Source organism: Vibrio sp. S9_S30 (assembly GCF_014694455.1).
Classification (GTDB): domain Bacteria; phylum Pseudomonadota; class Gammaproteobacteria; order Enterobacterales; family Vibrionaceae; genus Vibrio.
In genome coordinates, this window is the sequence record NZ_JAAUWT010000003.1 from 209,116 (window position 1) to 223,820 (window position 14,705).

The following is a 14,705-nucleotide window of genomic DNA, read 5'->3' on the forward strand; positions in this document are numbered from 1 at the left end:
GTTACAGTTTTTTCAAGTCAATCCTTGGATCGACAAATGGTGAGATCAGATCAGCCAGCAAATTCCCCAATACAATCGCTACTGCTGAGACCAAGGTGACGCCCACAATTATGGGAATATCGACACGTTGAATAGCCTGCCATGCTAGCTGTCCTATACCCGGCCAACCGAATACCGACTCCACGACCACCATGCCACCAATGAAAATCCCTATGTCGATGGCGATCATGGAAATGATCGGCAATATCGCATTCGGGATCATGTGTCGGCATATCACCCTTGTGTGGCTAAGTCCTTTGGCTCTGGCCGTTCGTATGTAGTCTTGATGCAACACTTCGATCATCGAAGAACGCATCATTCGCGCATACCAACCGCTGCCCAATATTCCTAGAGTGATGGCAGGAAGCACCAAGTGTTTCCATTCACCGTATCCTCCAATGGGGAACCAAGACCATTGCACAGCGAATACGTATAAAAACATCATTGCAGCCACAAAATGCGGAGAGGAAACCCCCACAAACGAAAAGATCATCAACCCACGATCCACCAAGCTATTTCGTTTCAGTGCCGCAATAACCCCTAGAGATAACCCAATCACCAACTCCACCCCTATCCCAGCCACCATGAGCAGCAAAGAAGCAGGAAGCCGAGCTGCGATCAATTCAGACACTTCTTTTTTTTGTAGCCATGAGCGCCCCATGTCCCCTTGAAGCAAGTTGGTTAGGTAACGCCAATATTGTTCATAAAAAGGCAAATTCAGCCCAAGTTGCTCTCGGATATTGGCGACCGTTTCGGTCGTTGCGCTGCGCCCTGCTATTTGCCTTGCGGGATCCGCTGGCAACATATAAAGCAGTAAGTAGGTAATAAAAGTCACGCCCAACAGAATGAATGCCGCATGCCATAAGCGCTTGAATAGGTAATAGCTCATCCTGCTTGCCTCCCATTCAGAGTTGGGTCGAGCGCGTCACGCAATGCATCGCCCAAAATGTTGAAGCACAGTGAAAGCAAAATGATGACGCTGCCAGGTATGAACACCAACCAAGGCGCCACACTGAAATAGGTTTGGTTTTCGAAAATGATATTGCCCCAACTCGGAATAGGAGGCTGTACCCCAATCCCCAAGTAAGAGAGCGTCGCTTCAAGCAATACGGTGGTGGAAATACCAAGCGTCCCCCATACCAACATCGTCGGTACTAAATGTGGAAAAATATGACCGATCAAAATTTTTCCTTCAGAAACACCGATTGCTTTTTCTGCCGCGATAAACTCTTTTTCGCTGATCGCCAAGGTTTCTGAATAGACGACTCTGGCGATTTGTACCCAGTTAACCATCGCGATGACCATGGCAACGATCCACAAACTGGGGGTAAAAATGGCCGCGAGCGCGATGGCCAAAAGCAACGCTGGAAACGCCATCATAAGATCGGTGAACCGCATCAACACCGTGCCCACCCAGCCTTTGAAATACGCCGCGGTCACACCGACTGTCGTCCCAATAATGATGGCAATGCCATTGGCAACCAGCCCAATAAGCAAAGACGTTTGCGAGCCGTAAATAATGCGCGATAAAAGGTCGCGTCCCAGTAAATCGGTTCCTAACCAAAAGGTTTCATTAGGAGGGAGAGGTGCGCCTTCTAACGTCAACCCTTCAAAGAACTGCTCGGTGGGATCATAAGGTGCGAAAAAGGATGCACCCATTGCAAGGCAGACAATAGCGCATATGACCACCAGCGAGACGACGACCGAGGGACGCGACAATAACGGCTTCCACATTAGCCTTCACCCCTAAGCCCTGAATAGCTCATGTTACCCTGCGCTAATTCAAGACAAATTTGCTCAATAGGAAGGTTTCGGTGCATCGAATACTGCCGTAAGAGTTCGTAGGCTTTTTGCTCGGTGAGTTTGTGTGTTTCCATCACCTTTATCACCGCTTCTATCACAACAGGGCGCAACTTATGCCGTGTTCTTAATGTTTCCAATTCTTGGTGCAGCGTGACATTTTGTTGGGAAAGTTTGAGTGCCATGTGAAACGCAGAATACAAACTCACTTGGTGGATCGGTTTCCCGACAACGGAAAGCGCCCCCATAGAAATGGCGCGCTCAATTTCCGTGGGAGAGCCATGAGCCAGTAAACCAACGATAGGCATGGAACGCCTAATCAGTTTTTGCACCGCAATATCAGCGAAATAGTGCTGTACATCAATCAATAGCAAGTCAGTCTGCGTATTGTCTATGTGATCGCTAATATGGCAACAGATCCCCATGCGCTCGGTGGTTTTTTGGATCTGCCGACATGCTCGATCATCCACTGAAATAACCGAGACCTTATTGATGGATAACGTTGATATGCTCATTTGATCACCCTCAATCGAGCGGGCATGCCGAGCACATCAGCGTTTGAGAGGAAGCCTTGTGCGATAAGATAAGGGTTCGGATCTATCGGTGCGTACGCTTTGACCATGCGAAAATCTCCACCATCACGCTCTCCAATAAAGCAGGGCAACGCCGCATGCTGGTTATTGGCTATCGTTAATGTAAAGCCCATCGGCGTGTCCGTTCTCACTTGGTGTAGAACTGAACGTACAGACGTTATGTCATCGCTGCCTGCTAATGAAATCGCATTGGCGAGGCTAAGAATAGAAAGGTAAGCGCCGACAAAGTTACTTGAGACAGGTTCACTGCCTGACATTGCCATTTTTGCGGTATCGGTAAATTTGGGGTCTATCGATTGCAAAAACGTCAGCGCGGTAAACAAACGTAAATTTGGCAAAGCACGAATGCTTGCCAGTTCACATTCACTAAGGTTGCAGCTCAAGACTGGGAGTGGGTCGGCGCTCCATGCACCATTAAGTTGATGCAAAAACGCGTAACTGGATTCCCCAACTAAATTATTAATAACAAAATCAGGTTGATGGGATTTCAAGTTGTCTATCGACAATCGGAAATCTTTGGTATCGAAGCGATAATAGCTGTCTTCGACTATCTCTCCGCCTATTCGAACTATGGCATCTCTGGCAATGCGGTTACTTTCCCAACCCCAAACATAATTGGAGCCGAGCAGTGCCACTCGCTTACCAAAACGCGGCACCGCATATCGAAGCATTGGCAGTAGGTTTTGATTAGGGCAAGCCCCGTGGTACACCACGTGCTCGTCACATTCGTACCCTTCATACGGTGATCCATACCAAAGCAATGCTTGATACTCATGAACATCTGGGATCACTTCCTTACGTGCACTTGATGTTATCGTGCCCACAATGTGCTTTATCCCTTGCTTCAACAAAGACTGAGCACCTTTGATGTATTCGTCCATGTTCCCTTTCGGATCGACATGATGCCCTTCAAGCTGGAATTGAAAACGATCGTCCTCGTTCACTTTTTCAATCGCGTAGCGAGCGCCAAGTAAGGCGTTGTAACCCATCTTTCGATAAGTCCCCTCTGTTGAATAAAGTAAACCTATGTGAAACGTATCCATGACCAACTTCCACAACTCAATGTTTTAAGCTCTGCTTCCAGCAGCTGAATTTTGCAAATAAAAAAGCCCAAATGAATTCGAATTACCGAATTCATTTAGGCTTCGTTACCTTGCTACGCATTTTTATGAGTCTTAATCGAAGCATGCTTCGTGCTCATCCTTTTTCTTGAAATTGGCTCGACAAGAAAAAGAGCATCAGTACTTAAATAAGCCTGAATACCATTTAGTTTTACACCTCACATTAAAGGCAGTCAATATGTTAAATAATTATTAAAAATGTACCATCTCAAGAGTGAAACAGAATCGTCAGAATCATATACTCATTAAAAAGCATATTAGAAAGAGAGTTAACTCATTATGTTTCAAAAGGTTAACTTAATATCAAGATTCCGTTAAATGTTACAATATTCTAATAGTTAAAAAACATTCTCTTCTTTAAGACAAGTATCTCATCCCCTTTAGGCAAGGTGACGCCCTAACGGAATAGACGTACGATAAGACAAGGGGAAGATATAGGGAAAACGCATTTGAGATTCCAAACATCCCAAGACTTTTCATTCGGCTAATCTCGGGATGATGTTTGCTTTTCCTAACGCGCATGCAAACGTGCTGCTGTTAGTGTGGTGACCATGTGAATAATAGTGTGGTCAACACGTGAATAATAGTGCGGTGACCACGTGAATAATCGAGCGGTCACCACTTTAAACAGAAAGTACGCGTGATACCGCTGCTTGCACCTCTTGTGCGGAAGCATTGCGGTTCAATGTGAAGGAAACGTATTGATCCCCGCGTAGGCTCATTGCACGATCGACTTCCGCTAAACAATGAACCACGTTACCGTCTAGAATAAATGACAGTTCGATCTCTTTGCTGGTCACAAACCCATTATTACGAAATTCAATTTCTTGATAGCAACCGGAATGAGACTGGAATGTGTTGGCACGCAAATGACCTTTTTCAACATCGGCTTTCACCATCGTAAACCCTGCCGATTCAATAGCAGAAATCACGCTGGAAACAACAGGGAGAGGCTTCACTTCAACTAAGTCCCTGTCTTTAGGGTCGATAGCAAAATCGATATCCAATGTGGTTTCAACCCAAACATGGCATAGGTTATTCAGTGCGTTCAGCGCCGTCACTGGCGTCTCATCGTGGAGTTTGAGTTCAAAATTGACTTGTTTCTCTTCACCAGGGCCAATAACAAAAGGTTCAACCGCTTGAAGATGCCCCAACACAAAGGAAGGGTAACGGGTGCCACTGTCTGATTCGACTTTAACTTGAGTACAAAGCTTCAGCTTTATCGCGTCAATGTGTTGCTCAACATCACCGCCTTGAATATGAACGGTTCCTTTTAGCGTTTCACCTTGAAAAAGGCTCATATTGTGCAAAACAGTGTCCACTTTCGTAGCACCAATACCTAATGACGCTTTTAGCTTTCCAAACATCTATTTACCTTATTATTTGTTGAGACTGTGATGAAATGTGGGTTGTAGCACGTAGATTCAAGATCCAATAATCAATCAACCCACTTTTTCCACATACCAGTCCCCATGGCAAGGACCGTTATTCAGGTTCCACTTTCCCTGAATTTTGTTATTCGTGGCCGTTCCTGAAAATCGGTAATCCCATCGACTGTGGCTGGCATACAAAGTTAGGTCACTGTGCTCTGAAACCCAGCCTTTGAGTGGCGTCCCGTTGTAAGTCAGCACCAGATAGGCTTCACCATCCACCACTTTGCCTTCAATGGTCGTTGGCTCACATAAATTACTGTTTGACTCATTAATCCGACGCCCTACCCATTCACCGTCAAACTCACTGGACACGTTAAAATTAGGTTCATCGGGTAATTTAGGGAAAGTATCTGGGTTACTTGATGCAAACCAATCCAGCTTGCTCCCCACCAATAGAAAAGCCACAAAGGAAAACGTCAGTGTATACGCCGCTATATTTTTCATCATCCAGTACAACCAAAATCAATAACTCAATGAATTATATGGAATTAAAAAATAAATTTGGCAGTTCGATATTAACCTTGCGATTCGCTTCTCAATAGAAAGCACTCATCAACCGCAACGTCATCGGGTACGTTATGACCTGGCTCACTGACTTCGGGGCTGGAACCAACGTGAAATTGGCGCAGATAAAATAAAGGGGATACGGAACCTCTCAATAATTTGATAGGCGGCTAATGGTGCTAATGTCGCGACAACCATACCCAGTACCAAATGTATCGACACCGATTCAATGCCCATTCCTTTGGTTAACACCACTCTCACACCACTGCCCGCCAATACATGCATGACATAAATCGCCATCGACGCCGCTCCTAGCGTTTTCAAAAAGCCAAACGCCCCTTTTGAGATCGTGATAGACAGCGAGGTTACAAAGGCTATCGAGCAAATTGCGACAATCAATGATTCTGCACCTCTCTGGCGGTAATCCAAACCCAATAAGTCGTGATATCCCCATTGAACGAAGACAAACAAAACGAACGTCGCCCCCAATGCTGCGCCAGAGGTAAGAAAGCGCTCCAATCTATATTGGGTGAAGATGATGCCTAAAATGAAAAAGACGAGGTTTTTCGATAACAATTTGATGAAAGTAAAGTCTGGTAAAAATGAGGCAAACACATACAGTAAAACGGTAATAACAAAGAACCCTCCCCCCAAGGGCTTAGAGGCAGTGGTGTACACAATAGAGCTGACCAAAAACGCAAAGAATAGCGCATACAAGAACCAAAACTGCGCTCTTGGCGCCCAAAGCAGCGCTAAAACGTCGCTAAAAGACACATTTCCATTGGTGTAGGTCGATAGAACGGCTTCAATACTGCCTTGCAATAAAGACCACAAAACGTAGGGGTAGAAAATGGTGTCTACCTTGCTGAACATCAGTTTCTTTGTGCCTCGTTTGGAAAACGAATGGTAAAAAAACAGCCCCGATAAAAAGAAAAACAGCGGCATATGAAAACTGTAAATCGCACTGTCTATTCTGAAGTACAATGCAGCTGGCATGTCTATCTTGGCGTTGAATAAGCCTCTCGCAACATGACCATACACCACAAGAAGAATGCCAATTCCTTTGGCATAGTCGACCCAATCCGTTCTATTTTTCACATCCTGTCCTATTTTGCTGTCCATTTGGCTTATAGCCGTAGCGATTCTTATATTTCAAATAGTGGCCTAATTAATGGGGCTTTTATTTGAAGCTGTTCGCTCTTTTCCTTTTTGTTCGTGCTTTTCCTTTTAGCTTACTGAGTTTTCCTGTGCTCTAGGTACACCCCCACACACAAACAAAATACACCTAGTCATTCTAGCCAACCATTTGCTGCGCTTGTCTTCAGTACCTTTCAAAGGCTTATGATTCTCGGGTATTCATAGAGGGATGAGAAAAGGGATATCCAGTACTGTCCATGAATATCATTAAGTTAAGTTTATTCACCGCGAAGTAGCACGCACTATCCCCTTAAAACGGCTTGCCTCTTCGTTAGGTGCTCGTAGCCCGCTATCTCTAAACTTTGCTCCATAATCGACAATACCTGCTCGGTCACGTGGGGTTTTAAAACAGCAGATTCACACTTTTTATCCAGCAGGAGCTGTGAAAAGTGCTCTATCTCGTATTCAAACCCATTCCCTTTTATCGGCTGGTCTATAGAAAAACAATCATGTTGAGTTTCGATACTAATATGGCTTGGATTCCACCATTTCTCGTGAAGGGTAATGGTCACGTTTCTGCCTTTTAACACTGCCGCACGAGGCAGGTTTTTGACAATAGACGCAGAAATCACCCCACTGATCGTGCCATCAAATGTGAAGAGGGCATCTTCGTCTACTTTGGATTGCTCAAAAGAAGTCGACATTTTAACAAATGGAGAGGAAACCTTAACACCGAGCGTGTCACACAAATCGCAGTACAACCATAAGCCATAAACGCCCACATCCAGTGTGGTTCCGCCTGCTAACTCGTGGTTAAAAATGAACAAGTCTGGGTCGAAATCGTGCTCGTTACCAAAGCCAGCTTCGATCGACGTAAGCTGAATGTTATTTTCAACAAGGTAGTGCTTTAGTGCTTGGTAGGCAGGAAATGCCACGGTTTTCATCGCTTCTAACAACAACACACCCTGCTTTTGGGCTAAGGCGCGCATGGCAAGCCAATCTGCCACGTTTGTAAACGCAGGCTTTTCCACCAAGACGTGTTTGTTATGTGAAAGAAACAGTTCCGTTAAGGGTTGATGATAGGGATGGACTGTCGCGACATAGATGGCTTGTACGTTGGGGTCTTTTGCCAACGCTTCGTAGCTGCCATAAACGGTGTGGCATCCATATTCTTCACCAAATGTTTGGGCTCGATGTGAGTCACGTGCAGCCACCGCATAGAGCTCTGCGTTATCACTATGCTGTGTTAAGGCCGTCGCGAAACGCTTCGCGATGTTTCCCAGCCCAGCAATGCCCCATTTTATCTTGTTATTTGATGCGTTCATTGTTCATCCTACCCTTTCACTTAATGCGCAGCAGTGTAGCGAGAGATGAGGCAATTGAATATGGGGCAAAGCCGCTCAGTTGTTCAGCGTTTCACCTCTGAAACCCTATCGCCCTATAAAACAAAAAAGCAGCGTTGTTATGACAATACGCTGCTTTCTTGTTAATCATAACCACCAATCCAATGGAAAGTGAGTGTGTTACTCAGTGGCGTCGTGGATCGTTTCTTTTGTCTCTTTCCAAATCTCAGACGAATCGTCTTTCACGCCTTCCCAAGTTTTGGCGCAACCGCCAAGAACAAAACTCATGGCAACAATTAAAAACGACATTCTCATCATGTAAATCCTTACTCGTTAGTATCTTGCCGTAAATTCTAACAAAGAAGGGAAAGCAATGCCTATACTTAACAACCTGAATGTAAGGGGTTTAGCAGCATTTGCTTATCAATGAGAATGTTGCGCTCATTCACCGATTGTCTTGGTATCAGCATGGTGCGCCAATGGACAGATGATCCGTTTTCACTGAAAGCAACGAGCGCTCTTGAAAAAATTCAGGCGATCCTGCCAGCTCAGCTTCAAGGCGAATTCCAACAGATCACCACTTACTCCATGCCAAGTGATGCGCTTCTCCCGTGGAGCATCAGTTTCTCTGACCTTCGTGAATGCATACGCGCAACAAGGCAGAGCTTGCACCATTTCCGCCTCGATCGCATTCAATCGATGGTGTTAAGTGATGAGTATTTTGAAGAGGAAGAGGAGAAAAACCTTGCGGCTTACAAAGCCCAATATGACCAATGCGAAGGAATCGGCTGACATAGTGGTCTTTCCCAATGAGCACCCAGTGACAACAACGTCGGATGAATGGATGAATGGTCGAATAAAAGCGAACAACACTGAAATGCACTTTGAAACGGTTAACAATCGATAGAACCCAGCATTGATTTGTGCCCTCTCTCGGGTCTATTTTTCCACTCTTTAGCTTGACTAATACGCCATCAGAATAACGATTTGAGTAATTAGTCACTTTTCAGGCATGCTTATTCCAAAGGTAATTCTATCAATAGCAATACAAAAGGGATTTGAATGTTATCAACATACATAGCCGGTTTTAGCCTTAGCCTTTCGCTCATTTTGGCCATTGGTTCACAAAACGCCTTTGTGATTAAGCAAGGGATAAAAAAGCAACATGTCTTTCTGGTGTGTTTGGTGTGCGGCACGTCCGATGCCATTCTTATATCAATGGGGATATCCGGCTTTGGCGCATTGGTTCAAGAATTTCCCGCTATTGAGCAAATCGCACGTTTGGGTGGCGCGGCGTTCCTGCTGGTGTATTCTTTCTTGAGTTTTAAGTCCGCATTAAAAGAGTCTCATGCGATGAACCTTTCTGGTGAACCCGAAACGTCTTGGAAGAAAACGGTTTTGATATGCCTTGCGTTTACCTGGCTCAACCCACACGTTTATTTGGATACCGTGGTGCTGCTTGGGTCTATATCCACTCAGTATGAAGCCACCCAGTTATACTTTGGGTTAGGGGCAGCCAGCGCATCGTTTGTGTTCTTTTTTAGTCTAGGGTATGGCGCACAATTACTTAAGCCCTTGTTTCAAAAAACGTCTTCATGGAAAATACTAGAGTTTCTCGTCGGCGTTATGATGCTCTTTATCGCGGTGAGTTTGTTGTTTGGATAACCCCCCCTTAGCGTAAGTTAATAAAAGGACACCATAGAATGAAATCCGCACTTCTTGTTATCGACGTACAACAAGGTTTAATGGAACCTAAACCTCAGCCATATCAAACAAAAGAAGTCATCAACCGAATCAATCAGGCAACAAACTGGGCAAGATCACACAACATTCCGGTTATTTTTGTGCGACATGAAGCCCCCAACTCCATCGTTGAAATGGGCAGTGAAGGCTGGCAAGTACACCAAGATTTAGAACAAGTAACGTCTGATTCATACATCAATAAAACCACACCCGATGCATTCCATAACACCCATTTACAGGCCCTACTCGACGAGCACCGTATCCAGCACTTATACGTGTGCGGTTACGCCACAGAGTTTTGCGTAGACACAACCACTCGACGCGCCGCAGGTTTGGGCTATCCGGTCACACTGATTTCAGATGCGCACACCACGCATGATAAGCCTCATGCCAGTGGCGCTGCCATTCGTGAACATCACAATTGCACACTCCCTGCCATTCAAAGCTTTGGGGTTAAGCTCGCCGCCATCACTGTGGCTGAGTGCATTTCTCAAGATACGCTCTCACTCACATGACGCTGGAAGTATCATGAACACATTGGTCGTTGTAACCCACCCGATTCCATCCAGCCTTTGCCAACATCTGGCAAAGGAAGTCATTGAACATCTTAAATCCAAAGGGCATTCGGTTACCGTTAAAGACTTGTATGAAGAGCAATTCGACCCTGTATTAAGCGAACGTGAGCGCAAAAGCTACTACGCCGATCCGTTCGATGCCACCAACGTGCAATCCGATATTGAACAGCTTGAGACCGCAGAACATATAGTGTTGGTCTTTCCTACTTGGTGGTTTAACTTTCCGGCTATATTGAAAGGTTGGTTTGACCGAGTTTGGGTACCGGGAAGGGCGTACAACCACTCCGAAGATATGAAATCCATTACCCCTAATTTGGGGAACTTAAAGAAAGTCACCGCAATCACTACACTGGGATCACCATGGTGGGTTGATCGCTTTGTATTGCGTCGCCCAGTCTACAAAATATTGAAATTTGCGTTACTTGGTGCGTGCGCTAAGAACTGCACCTTCCAAATGTTTTCTCTGTACCAAAGTGAGGTCGCCAAGCCCAATAAAGTTGCGCGGTTTGTGGCCAAGATAAAAAGTAAGATTTTGTAGCAAATCAGGTTATAGGGCGTCCTTTGAAGTGTTTGGGGAAAGCGTTAAGCATATACCCGTAGTTTTTTACAGGCGAACCAAGGAACAAATAAGCGCCTCAGGGCGAAACATATCGAACCTCATCTCTTAAACCACCCAATATTGAAATATTTTGTTACATACTGTGGTTGTATTATTACCGTCAATTTCAGCACTAAAGTTGAATGAATCACACACAAAATCAACACATAGAGTGACAACCATTCCAAATATAATCTGCAATGAAACGGATTGTTTTTTTTTTGCAAAAAAACAATCGGGAAATACAATCTGCTTTCAGAAAATTGACTTGATAATCATTCAATAAGATTTATAAAATGTATGAGCTTAAAAATAAGACATACATTTTTTTTCTAGGAAAAAGCTAACCATGGTGATCATACAATTCCCATACTCATTTCCTTTTTACCCACATATTTGTCTTTATGAACTGTTTTCATAACCATTGATTTGATTTAAAAATTAGTGAAAGTGCTCGAGAAACATTTCTTATTATTTGTTGATAAATTTTTCTATTTGGAGAAGTACTTTGGAAAATATGAAGCGGTACTGTATTTTTTCTGTTGTTGCCAGTGCAGGAAGTATGACAGCAGCGTCCAAAAAATTGGGGATGTCCCCCTCTGCAATCAGCCAAAACATATCCCAGCTTGAGAGCGCTCTAGGGGTGACATTATTGCACCGTTCCACTCGTGGCTTATCCGTCAGTGAAGCCGGGCAAATATTATTGCAAGGCTACAGTCAAATGCGTTCACACTTTGAAAGCTTAGAGCAAAAGTTATCCGATTGTCGTGAGGGTGTAAAAGGCGATGTACGCATAACGTGTTGCACTGGTTTAGCACAGACAGCCATTGCTCATGCTCTTGCCCCGTGCCTGTCTACTTACCCAGATATTCGGCTAAACCTCATTGCGGATGACAAAATGAGAGACATCGTTCAAGAAAACATCGATATTGCTATTACGCTTGGTGAAACTAAGGATTGCAACTTAGTCTATCGCCCGTTAGGCAGCATCCCACGTGTGTTGTGTGCCTCTGAACAGTACCTTTCTACTTTTGGCATACCACAAGTGGCTTCTGATCTCATCAACCACCAATGGGTTGTAAATTCAGACAGCGATGCCATCGAGGTCGTCTGTAGAAACGCAGAAATTGAAGAAAAGCGCAGATTAAAGATTCGATGCAGAGTTAATAATGAAATGACGGCTCGTTCATTTGCTCTGTCTGGACAAGGGTTAGTCCTATTACCACTGCCTCTTGCCGAAGAATACTTGAGACGTGGGGAACTCACCTGTGTTTTAAATCACATAGCATGGTCTGATATTAAAGTACAAGCTCTAACCATCTGCCGAACAGTCCCTAAGAAAGTCGATGTTATGCTTGAAGCGTTAAAAACCTTTTTTAAACCAGAGCTAAAAAAAGCAAAGGCTTTGCATTAAATCACCAGCAAGGTTGATGATTCAAGGACCTGAACGAAGAGCAAAGCCTTTGCGGGAACCTGACTTAGTAGTAGCGTGATAGTTAAAAGTTTACATCCATTATTCCTGTCACGGCGGAATATGGACAAGCATAACTGCTTATTTTACGAACAAAACCTATAAATGGTTTTTCGGCATAACGTAATTGTATTTCTTATTATGTTTAGCCATTATGTACTGCATGTAAGCAGCACCTTAAATACCATAAAGCACCTCCTGACGAATTGTTTTCTTTTGAGTTATAAGGATGAGTAGCGTATACCCATTTCATTGTGGACTCATTCACAATCAATAGATAAATCACTATCGACCTAGCAAAGTAATAATATCGAATTAGGCGGCACTAGATAATAGATAAAAACTGAAATGTGTTTTAAGTAATATGATTATTATCTAAAGTATTTTTTAATTCATCAAAGAAAATAACAATCAATCACTTTAAAAACTTTCAAATTACTTGTAATACCTGCGTCATAAAAATGTAAATTAGGATTTTCGGTGTCTTAAATACGATAAATTATTCAATCGGTTTCATTTTGCGCTTTCAATATTCAAACTTTTACCACTATCGTTATATTCATCTCCAAAACGATTAACCGAATAAATGCAAATTTATTTTTCGACCATTTGAATACGTTCTGATTCGAATGGCTTAAGTAGAAGCTGTACACATGCCATTTTTTGTTTAGCCGTGCAGTCTGAAGAGCTTTACCAGCACGAACACATCGTACTAACCAACAGCAGCGTACCAACCAACAGCATCGTACTAACCAACAGCAGCGTACCAACCAACAGCATCGTACTAACCAACAGCAGCGCACTAACAGGCAACAATGAAAAGACCGCACTAAAGTCGCTGATTCATAAGAAAAGAAGAAAAGAAGAAAAGAAGAAAAGAAGAACAATGGCAAGTAATAAAGGAAGGTTAAAGTCTATGACTCGCTAACCTTCCTTTCATTTTCTGTCTATGAAGAATCGTTATTTCCCGTGAGGATACGCTTTGCAGCCAAGCTTTAGAGAGATGCGCTCAGCGGCGGCATGAAGTTCAGCGATGTACGCCATTTTCTTCTCTTCGGTGAAACGAATCGTTGGTAAGGACACACTCATGCCCGCAACAACTTGATTGAAGCGATCGTAAACGGGCACGGCTAGGCAACGTAACCCGACTTCTTGCTCTTCGTTATCTTCACCAAAACCTTGCTCTTTCACTGTCGGCAATTCACCAAGTAATGACTCGACATTCGCGTGCGTATTTTCGGTCGATTTGGTGAATTCCACAACCGACAGGATATGACGAATGTCTTCTTCATCTCGCTCCGCCAACAGTACTTTACCAATAGCGGTGGTGTGAAGTGGATTACGACGCCCAATACGCGATTGCATACGCAAGTTGTATTTCGAGTCAATCTTGTGGATATAGATGATGCCATCACCATCGAGCGCCCCTAAGTGCAAAGCCTCGTTAGTCAGATCCGAAATTCGGCGCATTTCAATGTCAGCAAGATCCACCAAGTCAACATACTCCAACGCGCTTGCACCAAGCTCAAACAGCTTTAGCGTGAGTGAATAGTTTTCACTTTCGCCTTCCTGAGAGACATAACCCAATGTTTTCATGGTTTGTAGAAAGCGATAGACGGTACTCTTAGACATCATAAGACGCTGAGCTAATTCACTGATACCAATATCCTTTTGTGTACTCAGTGCTTGCAAGATACCAAATGTTTTCAAAACCGAAGATACGGATTCAGGTTGCTTTGTTGTTGTCATTATTACTCCACAAATAGCTTGGTTATGGGTAAAAAGCTCTAGCGTCCCCTGCCAAAGCCAGTGGCAAAATTGCCAATCCGTTACTTTTAATAGGAACAAAACAGACCAAAACGATAGATTTGCCTCTGTATTCCCAAAATCATGCAACCAATTTAAAATAATGTTCTATAAAAAAAAAGAGTGTTAAACTTTTTTTTTGAACTCAACCTAGGTTGATGTTCACACTTTTTCTTTAAACAAATGAATTATCTGGAATTAGCTACTTTCACTTTTCAATTTTAGTCGTCTTATTTTACCGCTGCAACGAATATTAAATTTACATATTCAGCTCAATTAATTAAATATTTAAACCTAAATAGCACTAGTTTTATCAACTAATAACTATTTACGCTTTATTAACAAAACACCTGTTTGAAAATTGAGTGATTTTAAACCAAAAAATCGATTGCGCCGCCTGTAATCTGTGCTTTTTATACGCGTCCCCAAATAAATTCAAGTCTTTGTCTCACAGCTATAACTCTCTGTCTCATATCTATAAAAAGCCTCCAGTAAAGGAGGCACTATTTATTACAACTTATTACCGCGGGTCAAACGACCTC

17 protein-coding genes are annotated in these 14,705 nt (G+C 43.5%); 7 read left to right on the forward strand and 10 right to left on the reverse strand.

The window, feature by feature from the left end; translation table 11 throughout:
• Position 1: 1 nt before the first annotated feature.
• The 9 genes from HC752_RS04955 to HC752_RS04995 form a co-directional block, all read right to left on the reverse strand.
• Positions 2 to 928, reverse strand: a complete 927-nt coding sequence (locus HC752_RS04955) for an ABC transporter permease (RefSeq protein ID WP_190334013.1) — start codon at positions 926 to 928, stop codon at positions 2 to 4.
• Positions 925 to 1,773, reverse strand: coding sequence for an ABC transporter permease (locus HC752_RS04960; RefSeq protein ID WP_190334014.1), 849 nt, complete (start codon positions 1,771 to 1,773; stop codon positions 925 to 927). The genes HC752_RS04955 and HC752_RS04960 overlap by 4 nt, the downstream gene beginning before the upstream one ends.
• Positions 1,773 to 2,354 (reverse strand): ANTAR domain-containing response regulator, encoded by a 582-nt coding sequence (locus tag HC752_RS04965; protein WP_190334015.1) that lies wholly within the window; start codon positions 2,352 to 2,354, stop codon positions 1,773 to 1,775. The genes HC752_RS04960 and HC752_RS04965 overlap by 1 nt, the downstream gene beginning before the upstream one ends.
• Entirely contained in the window at positions 2,351 to 3,475 is a 1,125-nt protein-coding gene (locus HC752_RS04970) for a transporter substrate-binding protein (protein ID WP_190334016.1), read from the reverse strand. The genes HC752_RS04965 and HC752_RS04970 overlap by 4 nt, the downstream gene beginning before the upstream one ends.
• 701 nt (positions 3,476 to 4,176) lie before the next feature.
• Positions 4,177 to 4,920 (reverse strand): sporulation protein, encoded by a 744-nt coding sequence (locus tag HC752_RS04975; protein ID WP_190334017.1) that lies wholly within the window; start codon positions 4,918 to 4,920, stop codon positions 4,177 to 4,179.
• A gap of 75 nt (positions 4,921 to 4,995) precedes the next feature.
• A complete protein-coding gene (locus tag HC752_RS04980) occupies positions 4,996 to 5,430 on the reverse strand; it encodes a hypothetical protein (RefSeq protein WP_190334163.1) in 435 nt (144 codons plus the stop codon).
• A 144-nt stretch (positions 5,431 to 5,574) separates the two neighbouring features.
• Positions 5,575 to 6,588 carry an acyltransferase family protein gene (locus HC752_RS04985; RefSeq protein WP_190334018.1) on the reverse strand — a complete coding sequence of 338 codons (1,014 nt, stop codon included), beginning with the start codon at positions 6,586 to 6,588 and terminating at the stop codon, positions 5,575 to 5,577.
• Positions 6,589 to 6,929: 341 nt separating this feature from the next.
• Positions 6,930 to 7,952 carry a Gfo/Idh/MocA family protein gene (locus HC752_RS04990; protein ID WP_190334019.1) on the reverse strand — a complete coding sequence of 341 codons (1,023 nt, stop codon included), beginning with the start codon at positions 7,950 to 7,952 and terminating at the stop codon, positions 6,930 to 6,932.
• A gap of 198 nt (positions 7,953 to 8,150) precedes the next feature.
• Positions 8,151 to 8,279 (reverse strand): entericidin EcnAB, encoded by a 129-nt coding sequence (locus HC752_RS04995; RefSeq protein WP_238930414.1) that lies wholly within the window; start codon positions 8,277 to 8,279, stop codon positions 8,151 to 8,153.
• Positions 8,280 to 8,402: 123 nt separating this feature from the next.
• On the opposite strand from HC752_RS04995, the gene HC752_RS05000 reads away from it, so the two are divergent.
• The 7 genes from HC752_RS05000 to HC752_RS05025 all read left to right on the forward strand — a co-directional run bounded on the left by HC752_RS05000 (position 8,403) and on the right by HC752_RS05025 (position 13,285).
• Positions 8,403 to 8,762 (forward strand): WYL domain-containing protein, encoded by a 360-nt coding sequence (locus tag HC752_RS05000; RefSeq protein ID WP_238930415.1) that lies wholly within the window; start codon positions 8,403 to 8,405, stop codon positions 8,760 to 8,762.
• Positions 8,737 to 8,877 (forward strand): hypothetical protein, encoded by a 141-nt coding sequence (locus HC752_RS24750; RefSeq protein WP_238930416.1) that lies wholly within the window; start codon positions 8,737 to 8,739, stop codon positions 8,875 to 8,877. The genes HC752_RS05000 and HC752_RS24750 overlap by 26 nt, the downstream gene beginning before the upstream one ends.
• A 155-nt stretch (positions 8,878 to 9,032) precedes the next feature.
• Positions 9,033 to 9,635, forward strand: a complete 603-nt coding sequence (locus HC752_RS05005) for a LysE/ArgO family amino acid transporter (protein WP_190334021.1) — start codon at positions 9,033 to 9,035, stop codon at positions 9,633 to 9,635.
• Positions 9,636 to 9,673: 38 nt separating this feature from the next.
• Positions 9,674 to 10,228, forward strand: coding sequence for a cysteine hydrolase family protein (locus HC752_RS05010; protein ID WP_190334022.1), 555 nt, complete (start codon positions 9,674 to 9,676; stop codon positions 10,226 to 10,228).
• 13 nt (positions 10,229 to 10,241) lie between these two features.
• Positions 10,242 to 10,826 carry an NAD(P)H-dependent oxidoreductase gene (locus HC752_RS05015; protein ID WP_190334023.1) on the forward strand — a complete coding sequence of 195 codons (585 nt, stop codon included), beginning with the start codon at positions 10,242 to 10,244 and terminating at the stop codon, positions 10,824 to 10,826.
• A 577-nt stretch (positions 10,827 to 11,403) separates the two neighbouring features.
• Positions 11,404 to 12,300, forward strand: a complete 897-nt coding sequence (locus HC752_RS05020; protein WP_190334024.1) for a LysR family transcriptional regulator — start codon at positions 11,404 to 11,406, stop codon at positions 12,298 to 12,300.
• Positions 12,301 to 13,030: 730 nt separating this feature from the next.
• On the forward strand, positions 13,031 to 13,285 hold the full coding sequence (locus HC752_RS05025; protein ID WP_190334025.1) for a hypothetical protein: 255 nt from the start codon (positions 13,031 to 13,033) through the stop codon (positions 13,283 to 13,285).
• A gap of 32 nt (positions 13,286 to 13,317) precedes the next feature.
• Here HC752_RS05025 and kdgR read toward each other — a convergent pair whose 3' ends face one another.
• Entirely contained in the window at positions 13,318 to 14,106 is a 789-nt protein-coding gene (kdgR, locus tag HC752_RS05030) for a DNA-binding transcriptional regulator KdgR (RefSeq protein WP_190334026.1), read from the reverse strand.
• Positions 14,107 to 14,705: the final 599 nt, after the last annotated feature.

What these genes read in the sequence shown, in the direction of transcription:
- HC752_RS24750 (WP_238930416.1), top strand. Translation starts at nt 8,737, where the DNA reads ATGACCAATGCGAAGGAATCGGCTGACATAGTGGTCTTTCCCAATGAG.
- HC752_RS05015 (WP_190334023.1), top strand. Translation starts at nt 10,242, where the DNA reads ATGAACACATTGGTCGTTGTAACCCACCCGATTCCATCCAGCCTTTGC.
- HC752_RS04980 (WP_190334163.1), bottom strand. Translation starts at nt 5,430, where the DNA reads ATGAAAAATATAGCGGCGTATACACTGACGTTTTCCTTTGTGGCTTTT.
- HC752_RS05000 (WP_238930415.1), top strand. Translation starts at nt 8,403, where the DNA reads ATGTTGCGCTCATTCACCGATTGTCTTGGTATCAGCATGGTGCGCCAA.
- kdgR (WP_190334026.1), bottom strand. Translation starts at nt 14,106, where the DNA reads ATGACAACAACAAAGCAACCTGAATCCGTATCTTCGGTTTTGAAAACA.
- HC752_RS04990 (WP_190334019.1), bottom strand. Translation starts at nt 7,952, where the DNA reads ATGAACGCATCAAATAACAAGATAAAATGGGGCATTGCTGGGCTGGGA.
- HC752_RS04975 (WP_190334017.1), bottom strand. Translation starts at nt 4,920, where the DNA reads ATGTTTGGAAAGCTAAAAGCGTCATTAGGTATTGGTGCTACGAAAGTG.
- HC752_RS04970 (WP_190334016.1), bottom strand. Translation starts at nt 3,475, where the DNA reads ATGGATACGTTTCACATAGGTTTACTTTATTCAACAGAGGGGACTTAT.
- HC752_RS04960 (WP_190334014.1), bottom strand. Translation starts at nt 1,773, where the DNA reads ATGTGGAAGCCGTTATTGTCGCGTCCCTCGGTCGTCGTCTCGCTGGTG.
- HC752_RS04955 (WP_190334013.1), bottom strand. Translation starts at nt 928, where the DNA reads ATGAGCTATTACCTATTCAAGCGCTTATGGCATGCGGCATTCATTCTG.
- HC752_RS04965 (WP_190334015.1), bottom strand. Translation starts at nt 2,354, where the DNA reads ATGAGCATATCAACGTTATCCATCAATAAGGTCTCGGTTATTTCAGTG.
- HC752_RS05005 (WP_190334021.1), top strand. Translation starts at nt 9,033, where the DNA reads ATGTTATCAACATACATAGCCGGTTTTAGCCTTAGCCTTTCGCTCATT.
- HC752_RS05010 (WP_190334022.1), top strand. Translation starts at nt 9,674, where the DNA reads ATGAAATCCGCACTTCTTGTTATCGACGTACAACAAGGTTTAATGGAA.
- HC752_RS05020 (WP_190334024.1), top strand. Translation starts at nt 11,404, where the DNA reads ATGAAGCGGTACTGTATTTTTTCTGTTGTTGCCAGTGCAGGAAGTATG.
- HC752_RS04995 (WP_238930414.1), bottom strand. Translation starts at nt 8,279, where the DNA reads ATGTCGTTTTTAATTGTTGCCATGAGTTTTGTTCTTGGCGGTTGCGCC.